General features: G+C 66.0%; 20 protein-coding genes and 3 tRNA genes. 10 read left to right on the forward strand and 13 right to left on the reverse strand.

Annotated features, from left to right (window positions below; genetic code table 11):
* From MTBLM5_RS13775 to MTBLM5_RS13785, 3 genes are all read right to left on the reverse strand, one after another.
* The coding region (locus tag MTBLM5_RS13775) for a GTP-binding protein (RefSeq protein ID WP_146208931.1) at positions 1–105 on the reverse strand (105 nt) is incomplete at its 3' end.
* A gap of 80 nt (positions 106–185) precedes the next feature.
* Positions 186–259 (reverse strand) — tRNA-Gly (locus tag MTBLM5_RS13780).
* A 33-nt stretch (positions 260–292) separates the two neighbouring features.
* Positions 293–378, reverse strand: a tRNA-Tyr gene (locus MTBLM5_RS13785).
* Positions 379–478: 100 nt separating this feature from the next.
* Between MTBLM5_RS13785 and rlmB the strand changes: the two genes are divergently transcribed.
* From rlmB to MTBLM5_RS13805, 4 genes are all read left to right on the forward strand, one after another.
* Complete coding sequence (gene rlmB / locus MTBLM5_RS13790) at positions 479–1,294, forward strand: 23S rRNA (guanosine(2251)-2'-O)-methyltransferase RlmB (protein ID WP_173976662.1); 816 nt, start codon at positions 479–481, stop codon at positions 1,292–1,294.
* Positions 1,295–1,335: 41 nt separating this feature from the next.
* Positions 1,336–1,411: transfer RNA gene (locus MTBLM5_RS13795), tRNA-Thr, on the forward strand.
* Positions 1,412–1,487: 76 nt separating this feature from the next.
* Positions 1,488–1,811, forward strand: coding sequence for a nucleotidyltransferase domain-containing protein (locus MTBLM5_RS13800; protein ID WP_173976663.1), 324 nt, complete (start codon positions 1,488–1,490; stop codon positions 1,809–1,811).
* The gene (locus tag MTBLM5_RS13805) at positions 1,798–2,214 is read left to right on the forward strand and encodes a HEPN domain-containing protein (RefSeq protein WP_173976664.1); all 417 of its coding nucleotides are present in this window, start codon (positions 1,798–1,800) and stop codon (positions 2,212–2,214) included. Before MTBLM5_RS13800 ends, MTBLM5_RS13805 begins: the two co-directional genes overlap by 14 nt.
* A gap of 123 nt (positions 2,215–2,337) precedes the next feature.
* Here the strand turns inward: MTBLM5_RS13805 and MTBLM5_RS13810 are convergent, their stop codons facing one another.
* From MTBLM5_RS13810 to MTBLM5_RS13830, 5 genes are all read right to left on the reverse strand, one after another.
* Entirely contained in the window at positions 2,338–2,742 is a 405-nt protein-coding gene (locus tag MTBLM5_RS13810) for a DUF2920 family protein (RefSeq protein WP_173976665.1), read from the reverse strand.
* Between the two features lie 305 nt (positions 2,743–3,047).
* Positions 3,048–3,500, reverse strand: a complete 453-nt coding sequence (locus MTBLM5_RS13815) for a DUF2920 family protein (RefSeq protein ID WP_173976666.1) — start codon at positions 3,498–3,500, stop codon at positions 3,048–3,050.
* A 305-nt stretch (positions 3,501–3,805) separates the two neighbouring features.
* Positions 3,806–4,933: a DUF2920 family protein gene (locus tag MTBLM5_RS13820; RefSeq protein WP_173976667.1), complete on the reverse strand. Its 1,128-nt coding sequence runs from the start codon at positions 4,931–4,933 to the stop codon at positions 3,806–3,808.
* Between the two features lie 4 nt (positions 4,934–4,937).
* Complete coding sequence (locus tag MTBLM5_RS13825; protein ID WP_173976668.1) at positions 4,938–5,873, reverse strand: esterase-like activity of phytase family protein; 936 nt, start codon at positions 5,871–5,873, stop codon at positions 4,938–4,940.
* A gap of 31 nt (positions 5,874–5,904) precedes the next feature.
* Entirely contained in the window at positions 5,905–6,309 is a 405-nt protein-coding gene (locus MTBLM5_RS13830; RefSeq protein ID WP_173976669.1) for a DUF2237 family protein, read from the reverse strand.
* Between the two features lie 111 nt (positions 6,310–6,420).
* Between MTBLM5_RS13830 and MTBLM5_RS13835 the strand changes: the two genes are divergently transcribed.
* Genes MTBLM5_RS13835 through MTBLM5_RS13845 form a run of 3 tightly spaced genes read left to right on the forward strand, consistent with a single transcriptional unit; the run spans position 6,421 to position 9,469 of the window.
* The gene (locus tag MTBLM5_RS13835) at positions 6,421–6,726 is read left to right on the forward strand and encodes a FeoA family protein (RefSeq protein ID WP_173976670.1); all 306 of its coding nucleotides are present in this window, start codon (positions 6,421–6,423) and stop codon (positions 6,724–6,726) included.
* Complete coding sequence (locus MTBLM5_RS13840) at positions 6,726–8,615, forward strand: ferrous iron transporter B (RefSeq protein WP_173976671.1); 1,890 nt, start codon at positions 6,726–6,728, stop codon at positions 8,613–8,615. Before MTBLM5_RS13835 ends, MTBLM5_RS13840 begins: the two co-directional genes overlap by 1 nt.
* Positions 8,612–9,469: a carbohydrate deacetylase gene (locus MTBLM5_RS13845; protein WP_173976672.1), complete on the forward strand. Its 858-nt coding sequence runs from the start codon at positions 8,612–8,614 to the stop codon at positions 9,467–9,469. The genes MTBLM5_RS13840 and MTBLM5_RS13845 overlap by 4 nt, the downstream gene beginning before the upstream one ends.
* Here MTBLM5_RS13845 and MTBLM5_RS13850 read toward each other — a convergent pair.
* Entirely contained in the window at positions 9,466–9,684 is a 219-nt protein-coding gene (locus MTBLM5_RS13850; protein WP_217425033.1) for a hypothetical protein, read from the reverse strand. The two genes, MTBLM5_RS13845 and MTBLM5_RS13850, sit on opposite strands and share 4 nt — an antisense overlap.
* Before the next feature lie 306 nt (positions 9,685–9,990).
* On the opposite strand from MTBLM5_RS13850, the gene MTBLM5_RS13855 reads away from it, so the two are divergent.
* Positions 9,991–11,700 (forward strand): hypothetical protein, encoded by a 1,710-nt coding sequence (locus MTBLM5_RS13855; RefSeq protein ID WP_254431052.1) that lies wholly within the window; start codon positions 9,991–9,993, stop codon positions 11,698–11,700.
* Positions 11,701–11,854: 154 nt separating this feature from the next.
* On the opposite strand, the gene MTBLM5_RS13860 is transcribed toward MTBLM5_RS13855, so the two are convergent.
* Together MTBLM5_RS13860 and MTBLM5_RS13865 are read right to left on the reverse strand one after the other, a co-directional pair.
* A complete protein-coding gene (locus MTBLM5_RS13860; protein ID WP_173976674.1) occupies positions 11,855–12,121 on the reverse strand; it encodes a hypothetical protein in 267 nt (88 codons plus the stop codon).
* A gap of 28 nt (positions 12,122–12,149) precedes the next feature.
* On the reverse strand, positions 12,150–13,043 hold the full coding sequence (locus MTBLM5_RS13865; RefSeq protein ID WP_254431053.1) for a hydrogen peroxide-inducible genes activator: 894 nt from the start codon (positions 13,041–13,043) through the stop codon (positions 12,150–12,152).
* A gap of 162 nt (positions 13,044–13,205) precedes the next feature.
* Between MTBLM5_RS13865 and MTBLM5_RS13870 the strand changes: the two genes are divergently transcribed.
* Positions 13,206–13,487: a hypothetical protein gene (locus tag MTBLM5_RS13870; RefSeq protein WP_173976676.1), complete on the forward strand. Its 282-nt coding sequence runs from the start codon at positions 13,206–13,208 to the stop codon at positions 13,485–13,487.
* A gap of 64 nt (positions 13,488–13,551) precedes the next feature.
* Here the strand turns inward: MTBLM5_RS13870 and MTBLM5_RS13875 are convergent, their stop codons facing one another.
* A complete protein-coding gene (locus MTBLM5_RS13875; RefSeq protein WP_173976677.1) occupies positions 13,552–14,571 on the reverse strand; it encodes an aspartate-semialdehyde dehydrogenase in 1,020 nt (339 codons plus the stop codon).
* Between the two features lie 407 nt (positions 14,572–14,978).
* Complete coding sequence (locus MTBLM5_RS13880; protein WP_173976678.1) at positions 14,979–15,551, reverse strand: YqgE/AlgH family protein; 573 nt, start codon at positions 15,549–15,551, stop codon at positions 14,979–14,981.
* 137 nt (positions 15,552–15,688) lie between these two features.
* On the opposite strand from MTBLM5_RS13880, the gene MTBLM5_RS13885 reads away from it, so the two are divergent.
* Entirely contained in the window at positions 15,689–17,593 is a 1,905-nt protein-coding gene (locus tag MTBLM5_RS13885; protein ID WP_254431054.1) for a protein-disulfide reductase DsbD, read from the forward strand.
* Positions 17,594–17,953 lie beyond the last annotated feature (360 nt).

The following is a 17,953-nucleotide window of genomic DNA, read 5'->3' on the forward strand; positions in this document are numbered from 1 at the left end:
TACCTTGGTGATCGCAGCGGTCAGCGAGGTCTTGCCATGGTCGACGTGACCGATGGTGCCGATGTTGCAGTGCGGCTTGTTACGCTCGAATTTAGCCTTGGCCATCTCTTCTCAACCCGTCGGTTCGGCGGCGCCGGAAAGGGCCGCATTGGTCGTCGAACAAATCAAACCCGTAGGACAGCGCTTGGAGCGGGTGAAGGGAATCGAACCCTCGTCGTAAGCTTGGAAGGCTTCTGCTCTACCATTGAGCTACACCCGCTTGCGCCCACGCCCGCGCGGCCCCTGAAAGGAATGGTGGAGGGGGTTGGATTTGAACCAACGTAGGGTTACCCCGGCAGATTTACAGTCTGCTGCCATTGACCGCTCGGCCACCCCTCCACGCCGCCATCGGACCCGAAAGCCCGGCGACGGGAGACCGGAACTATGGGAATTTTCGTCGGCTTGTCAACTCGAAAAGAGAGGATTAAGACATTCCCTTATGACTCAACGAGATTCCCGGCCCCGTCCGCCCGCCCGCAACCATCCCGACCGGCCCAAGGCCGGCGCGAAGGCCGCCAACGACCGCGATCGTGGCCGCAAGCCCGAGCGCCCGTCCGGCGGCGGCACCTGGCTTTACGGGGTTCACGCGGTGTCGGCTGCGCTGGCCAACCCGGCCCGTAAGCTGCGCCGTCTGCTGATGAGTGCCGAGATGGCCAAAAGCCATCCCAACCAGCAGGGCGAAGTGGTCGAGCGGGCCGAGCTGGACCGCCATCTGCCGCCCGGCGCGGTGCATCAGGGCATCGCGGCCCTGGTCGATCCGCTGCCCGAGATCGGGCTGGAGGACATCGCCCGCCAGGGTCAGATGCAGGAGCGCGCGGTGGTGGTGCTGTTGGATCAGGTCACCGACCCGCACAATGTCGGCGCCATCATGCGTTCGGCGGCGGCGTTCGGTGCCCTGGCGGTGATCGCGCCGGACCGCCACGCCCCCGACGAGACCGGCACCCTGGCCAAATCGGCCTCGGGGGCGCTGGAACGGATGCCGCTGGTCCGGGTCACCAATCTGGTCCGCGCCCTGGAAACCCTGAAGGCCCACGGCTTTTGGGTGGCTGGTCTGGCCGGCGAGGCGAAGGACACCCTGGCCGGAGCCAAGCTGTCGGGACGGGTGGCTTTGGTGCTGGGGGCCGAGGGCGACGGGCTGCGTCGGCTGACCCGCGAGCATTGCGATCTGTTGGTGCGGCTGCCGATGACCGGCGAGATGGAAAGCCTGAACGTGTCGAACGCGGCCGCCGTGGCCCTTTACGAACTGTTCCGCTAGCACTTGCGAAGCGGCGGCCTTCGTCTTAGGTTGCCCCCGATGCCGGTTTAGCTCAGCTGGTAGAGCACCTGATTTGTAATCAGGGGGTCGCGGGTTCGAACCCTGCAACCGGCACCATTTCTATCCGTGAAATCAACCGTCTTGCTATTGCGCGAATGTTGGGCAAACTCGGACTGGTAGCCGGAGGATAGTCATGGGCGTCGCCGCCACCATACCCGAAGCTCTGCTGAAGCAGGTGGTGTCCGTGTTCGGGCCGCGCAGGGTCATCCTGTTCGGCAGCCGGGCGCGTGGGGATGCAAGAACCGACAGCGATTTCGATCTGGTGGTGGTACTGGACGACGACGTGCCGAACGAGCGACTGTCGTCGAAGCGGCGCTATGAGGCGCATCGCGGTTTCCCTGCTCCGGTGGATATCATCCCCTGCCGGGAAGGTGTTCTGAAAGAGCGTGGTCGGGCCATCGGCTCTTTCGCCCATACTGTGCTGACCGAAGGCGTGGTGGTCTATGAGCGGAGCTGAGCCGGTCAAAGCCCAATGGGCCGAAGCCGCGTTATGGCTCGCCAAGGCCGATGACGACATCCGGGTCGCCAGCATGACGCTGGCGGCGGACCCGCCCATGCTTGATCCGGCGGCCTTTCATTGCCAGCAGGCGGTGGAGAAAATCATCAAGGCGTTGCTGGTCGCTGCTGCGGTCGCGGCTCCGCGCACCCACGACATCGAAATGCTGGCGGGAAAAGCCGCCCCGTTCTATCCGGCCCTGGAACAGCAAATGCTGTCGTTCGCCCGCCTGACCGAATGGCTCACCGCGTCTCGCTATCCCGATCTGGGCGGTGGCCTGGGAGAGGAGATCGGTGATGTGGCCGACATGCTGACCGCCGTTAAGGCGTTCCGCCAAGAGGTGGCGGGGTTAGGGCCGTCCTGATGGATAGCCCCCAGAACAAGCGTCTTCGACCCATGGCAATAATCAAGACTTGGTGACGCAGGCTTGTTCTTTGTAATCAGGTGGGCGCGGGTTCGAACCCTGCACCGGCACCATTTTCCTCGGCTAACAGATGGTCAGGCGGGCGCCGTCCGGGGCGAACTCGAAGACATAGTCGCGATCGGCGCAGGCCAGGACGTTGGTGGTGCCCAGATCGAAATCGGTTACGGACTCGGGCGGCGGGGCATCGGCCAGCCAGCGATCCATGCAAAGCCGGAACAGGCCACGCATCGAGGCCTGCAGACCGTGGCCGGGAACCTTGAACACCCGCCCGTCCAGATCGTCGGGGCCGATCAGCCGAAGGGCATGATGGCGGCCCTTTTGCTTCAGCAATTCGGACAAGGCTTGCTTGGCCTGGGGGCTGGCGACGTCGTCGATTTCGCCGTGATAGGAATAGGCAAAGGTGGCGCTGGGCAGGTGATAATGCCCAGGCGTTGCCAGGAATTTCGGTGCCAGTGTCCTTAATTCCAATGTCCGCGTTATCGCCCCCATCTCCCATAACCCGCCCGTCCCCTTCCGGCCCAAATCGGTCGTTTTGGGTCATAGGCACAACCGCCTTCCCCCGGCCCGAGCCGCCGTCCCATGGTGCACTCCTGGTGCACTTCGCTGTGAAAAACGGCCATACGCGGGGATGCGCCGCGACAACGGTCTGAGCGTAACCCATTCAAATCATTTATCTTCCCGTGTTGCCAAATATCCCCGCCAGCCGATTTCCTCTTCTTTGTAATCAGGGGGGGCGCGGGTTCGAACCCTGCAACCGGCACCATTTTCCTCGGCTAACAGATGGTCAGTCGGGCGCCGTCCGGGGCGAACTCGAAGACATAGTCGCGATCGGCGCAGGCCAGGACGTTGGTGGTGCCCAGATCGAAATCGGNGCGATCGGCGCAGGCCAGGACGTTGGTGGTGCCCAGATCGAAATCGGTCACGGACTCGGGCGGCGGGGCATCGGCCAGCCAGCGATCCATGCAAAGCCGGAACAGGCCACGCATCGAGGCCTGCAGACCGTGGCCGGGAACCTTGAACACCCGCCCGTCCAGATCGTCGGGGCCGATCAGCCGAAGGGCATGATGGCGGCCCTTTTGCTTCAGCAATTCGGACAAGGCTTGCTTGGCCTGGGGGCTGGCGACGTCGTCGATTTCGCCGTGATAGGAATAGGCAAAGGTGGCGCTGGGCAGGTGATAATGCCCAGGCGTTGCCAGGAATTTCGGTGCCAGTGTCCTTAATTCCAATGTCCGCGTTATCGCCCCCATCTCCCATAACCCGCCCGTCCCCTTCCGGCCCAAATCGGTCGTTTTGGGTCATAGGCACAACCGCCTTCCCCCGGCCCGAGCCGCCGTCCCATGGTGCACTCCTGGTGCACTTCGCTGTGAAAAACGGCCATACGCGGGGATGCGCCGCGACAACGGTCTGAGCGTAACCCATTCAAATCATTTATCTTCCCGTGTTGCCAAATATCCCCGCCAGCCGATTTCCTCTTCTTTGTAATCAGGGGGGGCGCGGGTTCGAACCCTGCAACCGGCACCATTTTCCTCGGCTAACAGATGGTCAGTCGGGCGCCGTCCGGGGCGAACTCGAAGACATAGTCGCGATCGGCGCAGGCCAGGACGTTGGTGGTGCCCAGATCGAAATCGGTCACGGACTCGGGCGGCGGGGCATCGGCCAGCCAGCGATCCATGCAAAGCCGGAACAGGCCACGCATCGAGGCCTGCAGACCGTGGCCGGGAACCTTGAACACCCGCCCGTCCAGATCGTCGGGGCCGATCAGCCGAAGGGCATGATGGCGGCCCTTTTGCTTCAGCAATTCGGACAAGGCCTGCTTCGCCTGGGGGCTGGCGACGTCGTCGATTTCGCCGTGATAGGAATAGGCAAAGGTGGCACTGGGCAGGTGATAATGCCCAGGCGTGGCCAGGTCGCGGATCGCCTGACGGGCCGGGCCAAGATAGGCCGGCGATTCGGGGTTCATGCTGAACGCCTGGGGCGAGACGATCAATACGCGAACTGGCCCCGGCCAGGTGGTGGCGCCATAGATCACGTTGTCGATGCCGGAAAAGCCGCAATTATCGACCACGAAGCGAAAGGTGTTGGGGGCCAGCTTGGCCAGCAGCAAGGCCAGGTAACCGCCATAGGAGGTGCCGATGGCGAAGATCCTGCGCCGGTCGATGCCGTATTCGGCGATGATCCTGGCGGCGACCTGAAGAAGGTCCAGGGCCGGCAGGATTCCGAAATTGACGTATCGGTCCCCGCGCTTGATCAGGCGGCAGGACGGGTCCAGCCGGGTGATTCCCGCCTGGGCCAGGACTTGGCACAATTCCCCCATGAAGGCATAGACGTCCTGGGTCAGTTCCGGGGTGGCGCTGACGGAGATTCCGTAAATCCGCTGCAGGTTGACGAAGAAGTCGGGGGCGAAATCGGCGTCCAGTGTGCTTTGTGCCTTGGCGCCCTGATAATCCACCGCGACGGCGACGCAATCATGGTCGTTGGCCAGATAGGGCAGCAGGCGACGGGCATAGGAATCGTCGTAGGAACTGCCGAAGCCGAAAATGTAGAAGACCAGGCCGGTGCGGGGGCCGATCCCGGCATCGGGCAGCACCACCGAATAATGCACGGCCTGGCGCGGAAAGCCCAATTCGACGTCGGGATGGGGCTGGTCGATCAGGGGCATCGCGTTACTCCGGCAGCAGCACGGTCATCAGCAGCGTCGATTGCAGCGGATTGAAATTGTCGTCGGCCAGGATCAGGGCGACCAGACGGCCGTCGGCGCGGCGGCGGACCGCGACGGATTCGAAATTGTCCACCGCCAGCGGCGCCTGGATCAGGGCCAGTTCCTCGCCGCCGATGGTTTCGTCCTCGCCGATCGCGGACGCCTTGATCTCCACCAGCCGCAGGGCCGGCCCGCCGATCATGGTGAAGCGCCGCTCGACCACCACGACGTCACCGCCCGGCAAGGTCACGGCTCCGGTCGGGCGGAACAGCCCGTGGTGGCGATAGCGCAAGGGGCGCCATTCGCCGGGGCGGCCGACCCAAGCCGGGGATTCGGGGCGATCCTCGTCCCCTTCGGCGATCAGCAGCCAGCGCCCGTCGGCCAGGATGGTCATCGCCTCGATGCCGTCATTGGCGGCCAGATCGGCCATGGCGGCCGGGGTCGAAAGCGCGCTATGCGGGCCGTCCAACCGGTCGGGATAGATCCACACGCGGTGGCGACGCTCGAATGCCACCGCCCAGCCTTGGTCGGTGCGAAGGATTTCCTCGGCGTCACCCCATTTCTTGTCGGTGCCGACCTCGCCCAGCGGGCCATGGGCGAGAAGGGTCAGGGCGGTCGGGCGTCCGCTGGCGGCCAGGACCGGGCGCAGCCGGGCCCAATGGCCGACATCCGAGACCAGCACCAAGTCGTCGCCGTCCCAGGCCATGCCCGACCAGCCGCCGAACCAGGAATGCGGCGACGACAGACGGTCCAGCCCGATGATCCGGGCGCGGCCGACCGGCGGCGGCTGATCCATTCCGGGCGCCACCGGAACGTTGGCCAGGCCGATGTCGTCGCCCGCCCGGGCCGAGCCGGCACACAACCAGGTGAAGATTGCCAAAAGCAGCAGAAGCGTGCGCATGACCGGATGATAGCGGGCGGCGCCGCCCCCGTCACTCCAGGTCGATGGCCAGCCGCTTCAGGTCGGCCAGGTCGCACCATGCCAGCGCGCCTTCATGGGTGGCGCGCAGCACCACCCGCGGCGCCTGGCCGGCCGCCAGCGCCTCTTGCCAGCGTGGGGCGCACAGACACCAGCGGTCGCCCTCGACCAGGCCGGGGAAGCCGAATTGCGGCATCGGCGTCGACAGGTCGTTGCCGTGCGCGGCGGAAAAACGCAGGAAAGCCTTGCTGGCGACGATGCAGACGGTGTGGCTGCCGACATCTTCGGGCGCGGTGTCGCAACAGCCGTTGCGGAAGAAGCCGGTCATCGGCTTGACCGAACAGGGCTCCAGGATTCCGCCCAGGACGTTGCGGCGCGGCGGCCGGCGCGGGCCATGATCGTCTGTGTCGCGGGGCATCGAATCTTCCTTATCCTTGCCATTGATATGGCGGCGCCGGGAGGATTCGGAAAGGGGGCGCCGCAAAACCCTTGCCCGGGCAGCCTGTGCGCTGCAATATTAGCAAATGCGATGCGTTCTCAGGATAGGGCGGCGATGGTCGAGGGGCTGACGGTTTCGTTGGGGCGACTGGGCAAGGGCCAGAAGGCCGAGGTGGTTGGTCTGGACGAGCAGGGCGTCGTCTCGACCTTGCAGGCCGGCGAGCTTGAACGCCGCCTGATCGAGATGGGGCTGGTCGAAGGCGCCCACCTTGAAGTCCTGCACGAAGGCTTCCCCGGTCGCGATCCGATCGCCGTCAGGGTCGATGACCACACCGTGGCGCTGCGCCGGGCCGAGGCCGCGGCGGTTCTGGTCCGGCTGCCCAAGGCGGCTGTCTGATGTCCAGGCGTCGGGCGGAGCCGCGTCTGGCCCTGGTCGGCAATCCCAATTGCGGCAAGACCGCGCTGTTCAACGCCTTGACCGGCAGCCGCCAGAAGGTCGCCAACTATGCCGGCGTCACCGTCGAGCGCAAGGAAGGGCTGTTCGTCAGCCCGGCCGGCACCCGCGTCAAGGTGATCGACCTGCCGGGCACCTATTCGCTCCGGGCCCGCTCGCCCGACGAGGAAGTGACCCGCGACGTGGTGCTGGGGCGCTTCGAGGGCGAGGATCTGCCCGATGCCATCGTCTTCGTCGCCGACGCCACCAATCTGCGTCAGAACCTGCGGCTGGTGCTGGAACTCAAGCGCCTGGGCCACCCGCTGATCCTGGCGCTCAACATGATGGACGAGGCCGAGAAGATGGGCCTTGGCGTCGATTCCGCCCGCCTTTCGGCCGAACTGGGGGTGCCGGTGGTTCCCACAATCGCCGTGCAGACCGGCGGTGTCCAGGCCCTGCTGGACCAGATCGACCGCGACATCCTGGTCGCGAATGCCGAGGGGATGGCGCCGTCGGGGGCTGTCTGCCACTGGCACGAACCCAGCTCGCACGATTTGCGCGACTATCACCGCGAGGTCCAGCGCATCTTGTCGCTGTGCATCCTGAGCCCTGGCCGCGGCCATTCCGGGACGCGGGCCATCGACCGCGTGCTGTTGCATCCTGTGGCCGGCCTGTTGATTTTGCTGACGGTGCTGTTCTTGATGTTCCAGGCGGTGTTCGCCTGGGCGGCGGCGCCGATGGAAGCCATCGACCTGGCCCTGGGGGCGCTGACCGGCTGGCTTGATCAGGTGCTGCCCGACGGTCTGCCCAAAAGCCTGGTCAATGACGGCATCATCGCCGGCGTCGGCAGCGTGGTGATTTTCCTGCCGCAGATCCTGGTGCTGTTCTTGTTCATCCAGGTGCTCGAGGATTCGGGCTACATGGCCCGGGCTGCCTTCTTGCTGGATCGGCTGATGGGCGGGGTGGGGCTGCATGGGCGCGCCTTCATCCCGCTGCTGTCCAGCTTCGCCTGCGCGGTGCCCGGCATCATGGCGGCGCGCACCATCGAGAACCGGGCCGACCGCATCGCCACCATCATGATCGCGCCGCTGATGACCTGCTCGGCCCGGCTGCCGGTCTATACCCTGATCATCGCCGCCTTCGTGCCCGACCGGACCTTGGTGGGCGGCTGGATCGGTTTGCCCGGGCTGGTGATGTTCGCCCTTTACGCCAGCGGCATCCTGTCCGGCCTGCTGGTCGCACTGGTGATGAAGAGCTTCTGGCTGAAGGGCGCGCGCGAGCCGCTTTTGATGGAACTGCCGGCCTATCGCCTGCCCAGGGTGCGCAACGTCGCCTTGGGGCTGTTCGACCGCGGCAAGGCGTTCCTGACCCGGGCCGGCACCACCATCTTCGCGCTGATGGTGGTGGTGTGGTTCCTGGGCAACTTCCCGGCGCCGCCCGACGGCGCCACCGAGCCGGCGATCCGTTACTCCATCGCCGGAGCCTTGGGCTATGCGCTGGAACCGCTGGTGGCGCCGATCGGCTTCAACTGGCAGATCGCCCTGGCCTTGGTGCCGGGCATGGCGGCGCGCGAGGTGGCGGTCGGCGTTCTGGGCACCATCTACGCCCTGTCGGAATCGGGCGACGCGCTGCAGGCCTCGTTGGCCGGGGTGCTGGGGCGAAGCTGGGGCCTGCCGACCGCGCTGTCGCTGCTGGCGTGGTACGTCTTCGCGCCGCAATGCCTGTCGACGCTTAGCGTGGTCCGGCGCGAGTTGAATTCCCGCGCCTGGCCGGCCTTGATGTTCGTCTTGTTGACCGCGCTGGCCTATGGCGCGGCTTTCATCACCTACCGCCTGGCGCAGAATTTGTTATGACCGGTGTGCGCCATCTGATCGTCAACGCCGATGATTATGGCCTGACCGCCGGGGTGTCCGAAGGAATCCGCCGCGCCCATCGTTCGGGTGTGGTGACCTCGACCACCGCGATGATGAATTTTCCGCTGTCCATGGGCGAAGTCGCCCGAGCCGTCGCCGAATGCCCCGATCTGGGGCTGGGGGTCCATCTGGTGGTCAGCGCCGGCGCCCCGGTGCGGCCGGCGGCCAAGGTCGCGTCGTTGGTGCGCCCCGATGCCAGCTTCGCCAAGCTTTCCGATTGGACCGAGACGCGCTGGCGGGCGGTACGGGCCGACCAGTTGACGGACGAGTGGCGGGCGCAGATCGACCTGTTCGTCGAGGCGGCCGGGCGCTCGCCCAGCCATCTCGACAGCCATCACCATCTGTCCTACGCCCATCCGCTGGCGTTGGAGGCGATGCTGGAGTTGGCGGCCGAGCTGGGGGTGCCGGTGCGCAACCCGCTGGGATTCACCAGCCAGGCCCAGGTTCTGGGCGACGGCGAGAAATCGGCCCAGCGGGCGGTGGCCGCCCTGGCCGGGAACTGGGCCGGCATTCGCCATCCCGAGGGCTTGGTGACCAACTATCTGGGGCGCGGCCGGTCGGCCGGCGATGCCCTGGCGCTGGCCTTGCGGCCCGGCCAAGTGGCCGAGGCGATGTGCCACCCCGGCCTGTGCGACGACGCCTTACGCGCGCTCAGCAGCTTCACCGACGGGCGCGAGCGCGAGACCGAGATGCTGTCCAACCCCGACATCCGCACCCATCTGGCCGAACGCGGCATCGAACTGGCGACCTTCGCGATCCTGGCGGGCCCGGGACGGGCCGCGCCGTGCGCCTAATGCCCGGCCGGGCGATGCGGCGCCGGATGGGGGGCGGCGGCGGGCGGGCGGCGCGGGGTGGATTCTTCGCCTTCGTCATCGTCCCTTTGGCGGACGATGAAGCCGCGCATGGCCCAGCCGGCCCCCCAGCCGATCAGAAAGAAGAACCAGATCCCCGCAGCGGCGAAGACTATGGCGCGGCGGACCGAATCCTCGTCGGCGCCGAACATTCCCATCGCCCACAACATCGGTGTGGCGAATAAGACCGCGATGGCTGCAACCGTCCCGATCCGCGTCCAACCGCCGGATCGAAGCCAAGTAAATCTAATGGTGCCGGACATTTTCGCGCCTCGCCTTGGAAAGCCCTCCCGTTATCCGATAATTCTCGCTGATTTCTGGGCTTTTCACTATTGCCAAGTGGATGGCTCAGCGATCGAAATATGCATGATCCCGTCAGAAAGACATGGAATCGGTGGGCATGAGTTTGTATTTCTAAAGGGCGAAGGCCTGTGCGGAGAATGTGCGCAGGTGGCGGGAGCTAGATGATGGCGGCGGAACGGGCCAGTTACGAAGTTCAGGTGATGAAGGACGGCCGTTGGGGGGCGCAAAGCTTTCTCGAGGACGAGAAGACCGCCGTTGCCGCAGCGAAGAAATATCTGAACGACAAGAAATGCGAGGGCGCCAAGGTCATCCGGAACTGGATGCGGGCCGACGGCACCGTCGTCGAGAAGGAAGTGTTCTGCGAGACCCGCACGGTCAAGGATGACGGGCCGGTCCGCATCGCCCAGGTCGATAGCCTGCCGCCGACCAAGTGCGAGGTTCCCGACGATTATTTCGGCGACGATGCCCGCAACGTGATGAACCGTCTGTTCCGTACCTACATGGAGAAGACCTTCGTCACCCCCACCGAGCTGATGTACAACTTCAAGGAATTGAAGCGGCTGCAGGACAAGGACACCTTGCTGCCGTCGGCGGTGGACCGCGTGGCCTTCCTGCAGACCAAGGACGGCGAGGGCGATTCCAAAAGCCGGAGCGCGGACATCTTCAAGTCCGTCGATGCCGTTTCGGCCAAGGCCCGCAAGGCCGATGCCATGACGCTTCCGAAGCTGACCGGCTCGTTCTCGGACATGTACCGCGCCGTGTCGGGCATGGCCAATGGCGAGGTCGATGCCGACTATCTGGCGATGGTGGTGCTGTCGCGCGAACTGGTCAATCTGCGCAGCTGGATCGGCAAGCTGGACCGGCTGTGTCGGCTGGCGGTCGAGGACAGCGATCCCCACGCGGTCGAATTGCTGGATGGCGTCATCGCCGACGTGCTGGGCGCCAACGTGGTGCAGGAAATTCTGGGCTGGCAGCCCAACCTGGCCTCGGCGATCGGGCGGATGTTCGACCTGGCCGAGGGCAACCTGCCGGTCGAGACCAGCGATGCCGGCGAATCGGCGGAAATGCTGAACCGGCTGTTCAAGGAAAAGAAGCTGCCGTCCAGCCGACTGTGCCTGATCGATCGGGCGCACCGCCAGATCAAGTCGGCCAATCCGCTGAACCGCAGCGATTCGTCGAAAGAGCTGGAAGCGTTCGGCAATCTGGTTCAACGGGTGCTGACGCCGACCGGGCTGCTGTTCGGCCCGGAAACCGCCGACGCGCTGACCTCGCGCCAGACCCGCATGGTGGTGGAAGGCGGCGCCGCCGGCAAGCGCGCGGCCATTGCCGCCACCTTCGGCGCCATGCCCGACAAGGCGTTCGGCGTGGTCTATCTGTGCGATCTGGCGGCCAGCGAATTCGCCCAGGGCACCGCCGACGACATCGCGGCGATGTTCGAGCGCATCATGGACACCACCTCCATCGGCCAATTGTGCCAGCGCAACCTGACCCCGAAAGAGCGGATGATCCGCGCGACCATGGCCCACAAGGCGATGGCGGCGTCATGTTTTCCCGCCGAATTGAAGGCTCAGGTCACCGAGCGGGTCGATACGATCCTCGAACGCTATCTGATCGACGAGCAGATCGTCGAGAAGCTGGACCACCACGAAAGCCCGCTCAGGGACCGCGCGGTGCGTCTGGTGCAGTTCTGTGCCGCCGGCGTCCTGCCCGAGGGCAAGGCGATGACGCGCGCCCGCACGCGCATCCTGGGCCTGCTGCGTCAGAAGGATTTCGACGCCCACTTCGTCGAGGGGATTCCCGATCCGGCCAGGGCGCAAAAGGCGCTGCGCGACTTCCACCAATTGCTGGTGCGTGCCGGCTTCGGCGGCTAAAGCCAACGGTCGAAGCCTTCGACCGTTGGACGGCCGCAAGTGCGGCCGCGCGCCTTATGGCGCGGAAGCCAAGGCGGACGGAGGTCCGCCGCCCGGCGCGTGAGGGCGCCGTAATGACGGACCGAAGGTCAGGCATTGCGGCCGCTAGTATAACTCAGCGGCAGCGGAACAGCCCGTCATTGCGGGTCGGCACCGGCAAATCGGGGCGCTTGGGGTCGGGCTTGGGCGCGGGCGCGGCCGGGCGCAGGTCGTATCCGCTCGGGCAGGTGCGGGCCATCGCCGCACGGCAGCTTTCCAGGCGCAGAGAATTTTCGCAATCGATGTAATAGTCGAGCGAACCGTCCGGATTGCGCAACGGCGTGACCTCGGCGCAGGCGGCTAGGCCCAAGGTGATGGCGGCGATCAAGACCGCAGGTCGCATCGATGCTCTCCCGTTCCCCGTGTGCGCTTCATTGGTACCCGGCGATTTGGTCCTGCGCCATCAGAAACTCGGCCAGTTTGTCAAATTCCGCCTTGCGCGGCGAACTGGGCCGCCACATCAATCCGATGGCCCGGCTGCCGGCATCGGCCAGCGGCCGCGTCACCAGCCCGGTGCCGGCCAGAATGCCCGACGACACCGCCATCGCCGGCAGCAAGGTGATGCCCAGCCCGTTGGCGACCATCTGGACCAGGGTGGTCAGGCTGGTGGCCAGGATGCCGTCGCCACGCGACGGGCCGGGCAGGTGGCAGGCGGCCAGCGCATGGTCGCGCAGGCAATGGCCTTCTTCCATCAGCAGCAGATCGTGTTCGGCCAATTGGGCGGAATCGACGCTGGAATTGGCCGCCAGCGGATGGTCGGGCGGGCAGGCCAGCACGAAGGAATCGGTGCCGATGACCTGGGCTTCAAGCTCGGGCGCCGGATAGGGCAGCGCCAGCAGGGCGATGTCGAGATCGCCGGCGCCGACGCGGGCGACCAGCCGGGCGCTTTGCTCCTCGCGCAGATACAGTTTCAAGGCGGGAAAGGCCTGGCGCAGGGCCGGCAAAACCCTGGGCAGCAGATAGGGGCCGATGGTCGGGATGACGCCCAGGCGCAGCGCCCCGCTCAGCATCTGACCCGAGGCGGCGGCCAGTTCGGCGATGTCCTCGGCGCCCTTGAGGACGATGCGGGCGCGGGCGACGATCTCTTCGCCCAGGGGCGTCAGCATCACCTTGCGCTTGGTGCGTTCGACCAAGGTGGCGCCCAGCAGGTTTTCCAGTTCCTGCAGGCCGGCCGACAAGGTCGATTGGGTCGCCAGGCAGGCTTCGGCGGCATGGCCGAAATGGCGATGCTCGGCCAGGGCCACCAGATAACGCAATTGACGCAATGTCGGTAATATTCGCAACTCGATCGGCTCCGTCGATTTCTGGGCCGATGATAGCCGGTCGACGTCGGTCGCGCATCCGGATTGCGCCGCGCCCGCATTGGGGCTGATTTTCGCCACAATGGGATGGTGACATGGGGCCAGACCGAACCTCGGAGGCCCACCATGCCCATCGCTGTCCTGTTCCTGATCCTGGCCGCCGGCCTAGCCTTTCTGGCCTATCCGGCCGACGCCGACGCCGAGACCGGCCCCCGCGCCCGCGAACTGAAGCGCATCGAAAGCCAGTCGCACCGCGACCGGATCAAGATCCTCGAGCAGGCCGACCGCTGCATCGCCAAGGCCGAGAATCGTCAAGATTACCGGGCCTGCGAGGAGGCCGAGGCCCAGGCCCGCAAGGATTCCAACCTCAAGGCGCGCGACGCCAAGCAGGCGCTGCGGCGCGGATAATCCATGAAAAAAGGCGGAGGACCGTGACGGCCTCCGCCTTCTTCATGGGTGCCGGAACGGCGGTTTACTTCTTCAGGTAATCGCGGGCCAGGACCTCGGCGATCTGCACGGCGTTCAGCGCCGCACCCTTGCGCAGGTTGTCCGACACGCACCAGAAGGACAGTCCGTTGGCGATGGTCGGGTCCTTGCGGATGCGGCTGATATAGACGGCGTCCTCGCCGACGCACTCGACCGGGGTGACATAGCCGCCCGGCTCGTGGGTATCGACGACGATCACGCCCGGCGCCGCCGACAGGGCCTTGCGGGCGGCTTCGACGCTGACCGGCTTGTCGAACTGGACGTTGACGCATTCGGAATGGCCGACGAACACCGGCACGCGGACGCAGGTGGCGTGCACGTCGATGTTGGGGTCGAGAATCTTCTTGGTCTCGACGGTCATCTTCCACTCTTCCTTGGTCGAGCCGTCTTCCATGAAGACGTCGATCTGCGGAATCAGGTTGAAGGCGATCGGCTTGGGGAACTTCTTGGGTTCCTTGGGATCGCCGACATAGACGGCGCGGGTCTGCTCGAACAATTCGTCCATGCCGTCCTTGCCGGCGCCCGACACCGACTGGTAGGTCGAGACGACGACGCGCTTGATGGTGCCCAGGCTGTGCAGGGGCTTCAAGGCGACGACCATCTGAATGGTCGAGCAGTTCGGGTTGGCGATGATGCCCTTCTTGGTGTACTGGGCGATCGCTTCCGGGTTGACCTCGGGGACCACCAGCGGCACGTCGGGATCCATGCGGAAATGCGAGGTGTTGTCGACCACCACGCAGCCGGCGGCGGCGGCGCGCGGGCTGTGCTCGGCCGAAACCTTGGCGCCCGGCGAGGACAGGGCGATGTCCCAGCCCTTGAAGTTGAACGTGGCCAGGTCCTGGACCTTCAGCACCTTGTCGTCACCGAACGACACTTCGCGGCCGACCGAGCGCGACGACGCCAGGGCGACGACCTCGGACACCGGGAACTTGCGTTCCACCAGCGTCTGCAGCATTTCGCGGCCCACATTGCCGGTGGCACCGATCACAGCAACCTTGTAACCCATGTTGTTCTCTCCGTTCTTCAGGAGCCCTTGAAGCTCCCCGGCTTGTCGCATCAAGCGAAAAGCCCGCGGGATACTTCCGCGGGCCTTTTCGTTTTGACTGCAACGAACCGGCCCGCCGTCAGGCGGTGGTCTTGGTGCCGGTTTTGGTGGTGACGACGAAGCCCCGCGCCCAGGCGTCGGCCGGGGCGTCGATCATGTCCAGGAAAAATCCGTGAACCGACATGAAAACCTCCATCCGGGGCAGCTTTACCGCAAGGGACGGGTCCGATGCAAGCTAGAAGGTGTTATGGGTTATGCCTAAGGCACGCCCGGTCCCGGGCGGCTCAATCGCCGCTCGGGCTGGATATCGCATCACCGCCAAGCCCGGCGGCGCCTGAGACGGCCCGGCTACGGGCATGCCACAGGCATTACGCATGCCCGGCATCGACGGACAGGGCGGCGAAATCGATGCCCAGCTTGTGGATGGCGCTTTCCCACTTGGCGTCAAGGTCTCTGCCGAACAGCAGCCGGTCGTCGGCCGGCGCGTTCAGCCAGACATTCTCGCGGATTTCGGCGTCCAGCTGGCCGGCGCCCCAACCGGCATAGCCCAGGGCCAGCAGGCTGTTGCGCGGGCCGCCGCCCAACGCGATGGCGCGCAGCACATCGACGGTGGCCGACAACGCCACGCCGCCTTCGACGATCATCGAGCTTTCGTGCATGTAGTCGGTGGAATGCAGCACGAAGCCGCGCCCACCCTCGACCGGGCCGCCCAGATGGACGCGGATCTGATCGCAGCGCCCCGTCGCCTCGATGCCCAATTGCTCCAGCAATTCCGGGAAGGTGATGCCGTCCATCAGGCGGTTGACCACCAGTCCCATCGCCCCTTCGGCGCTGTGGGCGCACAGATAGACCACCGACCGCGCGAAGCGCGGGTCCTGCATTTGCGGCATGGCGATCAACAACTGGCCTGCCAGATAACCCTGGGTCTTTTGCATAACCATGGTTCACAGATAGGCCGCAAAACCCAAGAACGCAACCCCGGATGACCAGCAGTTAAGTTGACAGGCGGGGGGCGGCTCTGGTGTCGTGTCGCCGAATATCCTTAAAAGGTGGGCTGCGCTTGGTCATGGTCTTGAGAATGTTGGCGGTCATGTTGGCGGGCCTGGTCGGGCTGTCGGGGGCGTTTGCCGCCGAGCCGGGGGCATCGGACTGGTCGGTCAACGAGACCGGCCGGGTCAGGCTGATCGCCGCCACCACCGCCACTGGCTCGGATTCGCAGCTGCGCCTGGGGCTGCAGTTCCAGTTGCAGCCCGGCTGGAAGATGTATTGGCGCACCCCGGGCGATGCCGGCTATCCGCCGAAGATCGACTGGAGCGGAACCGACAATGCCCAAGGTCCCGTGCTGTCCTGGCCGGCGCCCAAGCGGTTCGAATTGGCCGGCCTGCAGAATTTCGGCTATGCCGGCGAGGTGGTGCTGCCGGTGGCGATGACGATGCCCCGGCCGGGCCAGCCGGCCCGCATCCGTGCCGCGGTCGAGTATCTGGCCTGCGAGAAGATCTGCGTGCCGATGAATGCCCAGGTCAGCCTGGACCTGCCGGCCGGGACCGGCCAGCCCTCGGCTGCCATCCATGACCTGTCGCGCTTCGCGGCGCTGGTGCCGGGTGACGGCGCGCGCCACGGCATCGGCATCGACAAGGTGACGGCGCTGGGCGACACCTTGTTCGTCACCGCGCGGGCCAATCCGGGGTTCCAAAGCCCGGACCTGTTTGTCGAGCCGGCCGAACTGGGGGCGTTCGGCGCGCCCAAGGTCCGGCTGGAACAAGGCGGCGCGGTTGCGGTGATCGAATTGGTGGCGGCTCCGGGCAGCGCCACCGGCCCGCTGGTCGGCGCCGGTATCACCGTGACCTTAGTCGATGGCCTGCGCTCGATGGAGGCGGAAAGGGTCATCGGTGCCGCCGAGACGGGTCTTGCCGACAATGCGTCGTTGGTCGCCATGCTGGGGATCGCCGTGCTGGGTGGCCTGATCCTGAACCTGATGCCCTGCGTGTTGCCGGTCCTGTCCATCAAGATTCTGGGCGCCATCGGCCATGGCGGGGCCGAGCGCGCCCATATCCGTGCCGCCTTCCTGGCCTCGGCCGCCGGTATCGTGGTGTCGTTCCTGGGTCTGGCCGGCGCCGCGGTGGCCTTGAAGCTGGCCGGCGCCTCGGTCGGCTGGGGCATCCAGTTCCAGCAGCCGGTCTTCCTGGCGGTGATGGTCGCCCTGCTGCTGGCCTTCGCCGCCAACCTGTGGGGGTGGTTCGAGATTCGGCTGCCGTCGGTCCTGATGAATGTCGGCGCAAGTGGTCAGCCCCACCACACCCTGGCCGGTCACTTCCTGTCGGGCGCCTTCGCCACCTTGCTGGCGACGCCCTGCTCGGCGCCGTTCCTGGGGACCGCCATCGGCTTCGCCCTGGCGCGCGGCCCGGCCGAGATCATGGTCATCTTCGCCATGCTGGGCATCGGCATGGCCGCACCCTACCTGCTGGTGGCCGCCTGGCCGGAAGCGGCCCGCCGGCTGCCCAGGCCGGGGCGGTGGATGCTGACGGTCAAGAAGGCGATGGGGGTGGCGCTGGCGGCGACCGCGCTGTGGCTGGGGGGCATCCTCGCCACCCAGACCGGCTGGCTGGCCCCGACCGGCGAGCCCGGCTCCGGGCCTGCCGTCCGCTGGGAGGCCTTCGACGAGACGGCGATCGCCGCCCATGTCGCCGCCGGCCGCGTGGTGTTCGTCGATGTCACCGCCGATTGGTGCATCACCTGCAAGGTCAACAAGGCGGCGGTCCTGGATCGCGGCGAGGTGGCGGCCCGTCTGGCCGGCGGCACCATCGTCGCCATGCGTGCCGATTGGACCAAGCCGGATCAGGCCATTGCCCGCTATCTCGCCTCGTTCGGACGCTACGGCATACCGTTCAACGCCGTCTATGGCCCCAAGGCCGCGGCCGGCATCGCCCTGCCCGAACTGTTGTCGGATGCCGAGGTGCTAAGCGCCCTCGACCGCGCGCGTTAGCAGGTTGCGGAAAAACACCGATCTGGTGTCCGAAAGCCCCTCTTCGTCATGCCCGGACTTGATCCGGGCATCCACGCGGCGCGTAAGCGGGGCAAAAGTCCGGGCACTCAAGCGCAGCATAACCCTCGCCCCTTGTGGGAGAGGGTCCGCGCGAAGCGCGGGGGTGAGGGGTCTTACGCGCGGCGAGCGCGTAAAAAACGTCTTTGTATCAAGCAGATTATATGGCGCGCCGACGCGCGCGCCCCTCTCCCGGCCGCTTCGCGGCCACCCTCTCCCACAAAGGGGCGAGGGTTATGCTGCATCTGCGTGCCCGGACTTATGCCCCGCTTACGATGCGCGTGGATGGCCGGGTCAAGCCCC

The sequence above is a fragment of the Magnetospirillum sp. LM-5 genome, assembly GCF_902729445.1.
In the GTDB taxonomy this organism is placed as follows: Bacteria; Pseudomonadota; Alphaproteobacteria; order Rhodospirillales; family Magnetospirillaceae; genus Magnetospirillum.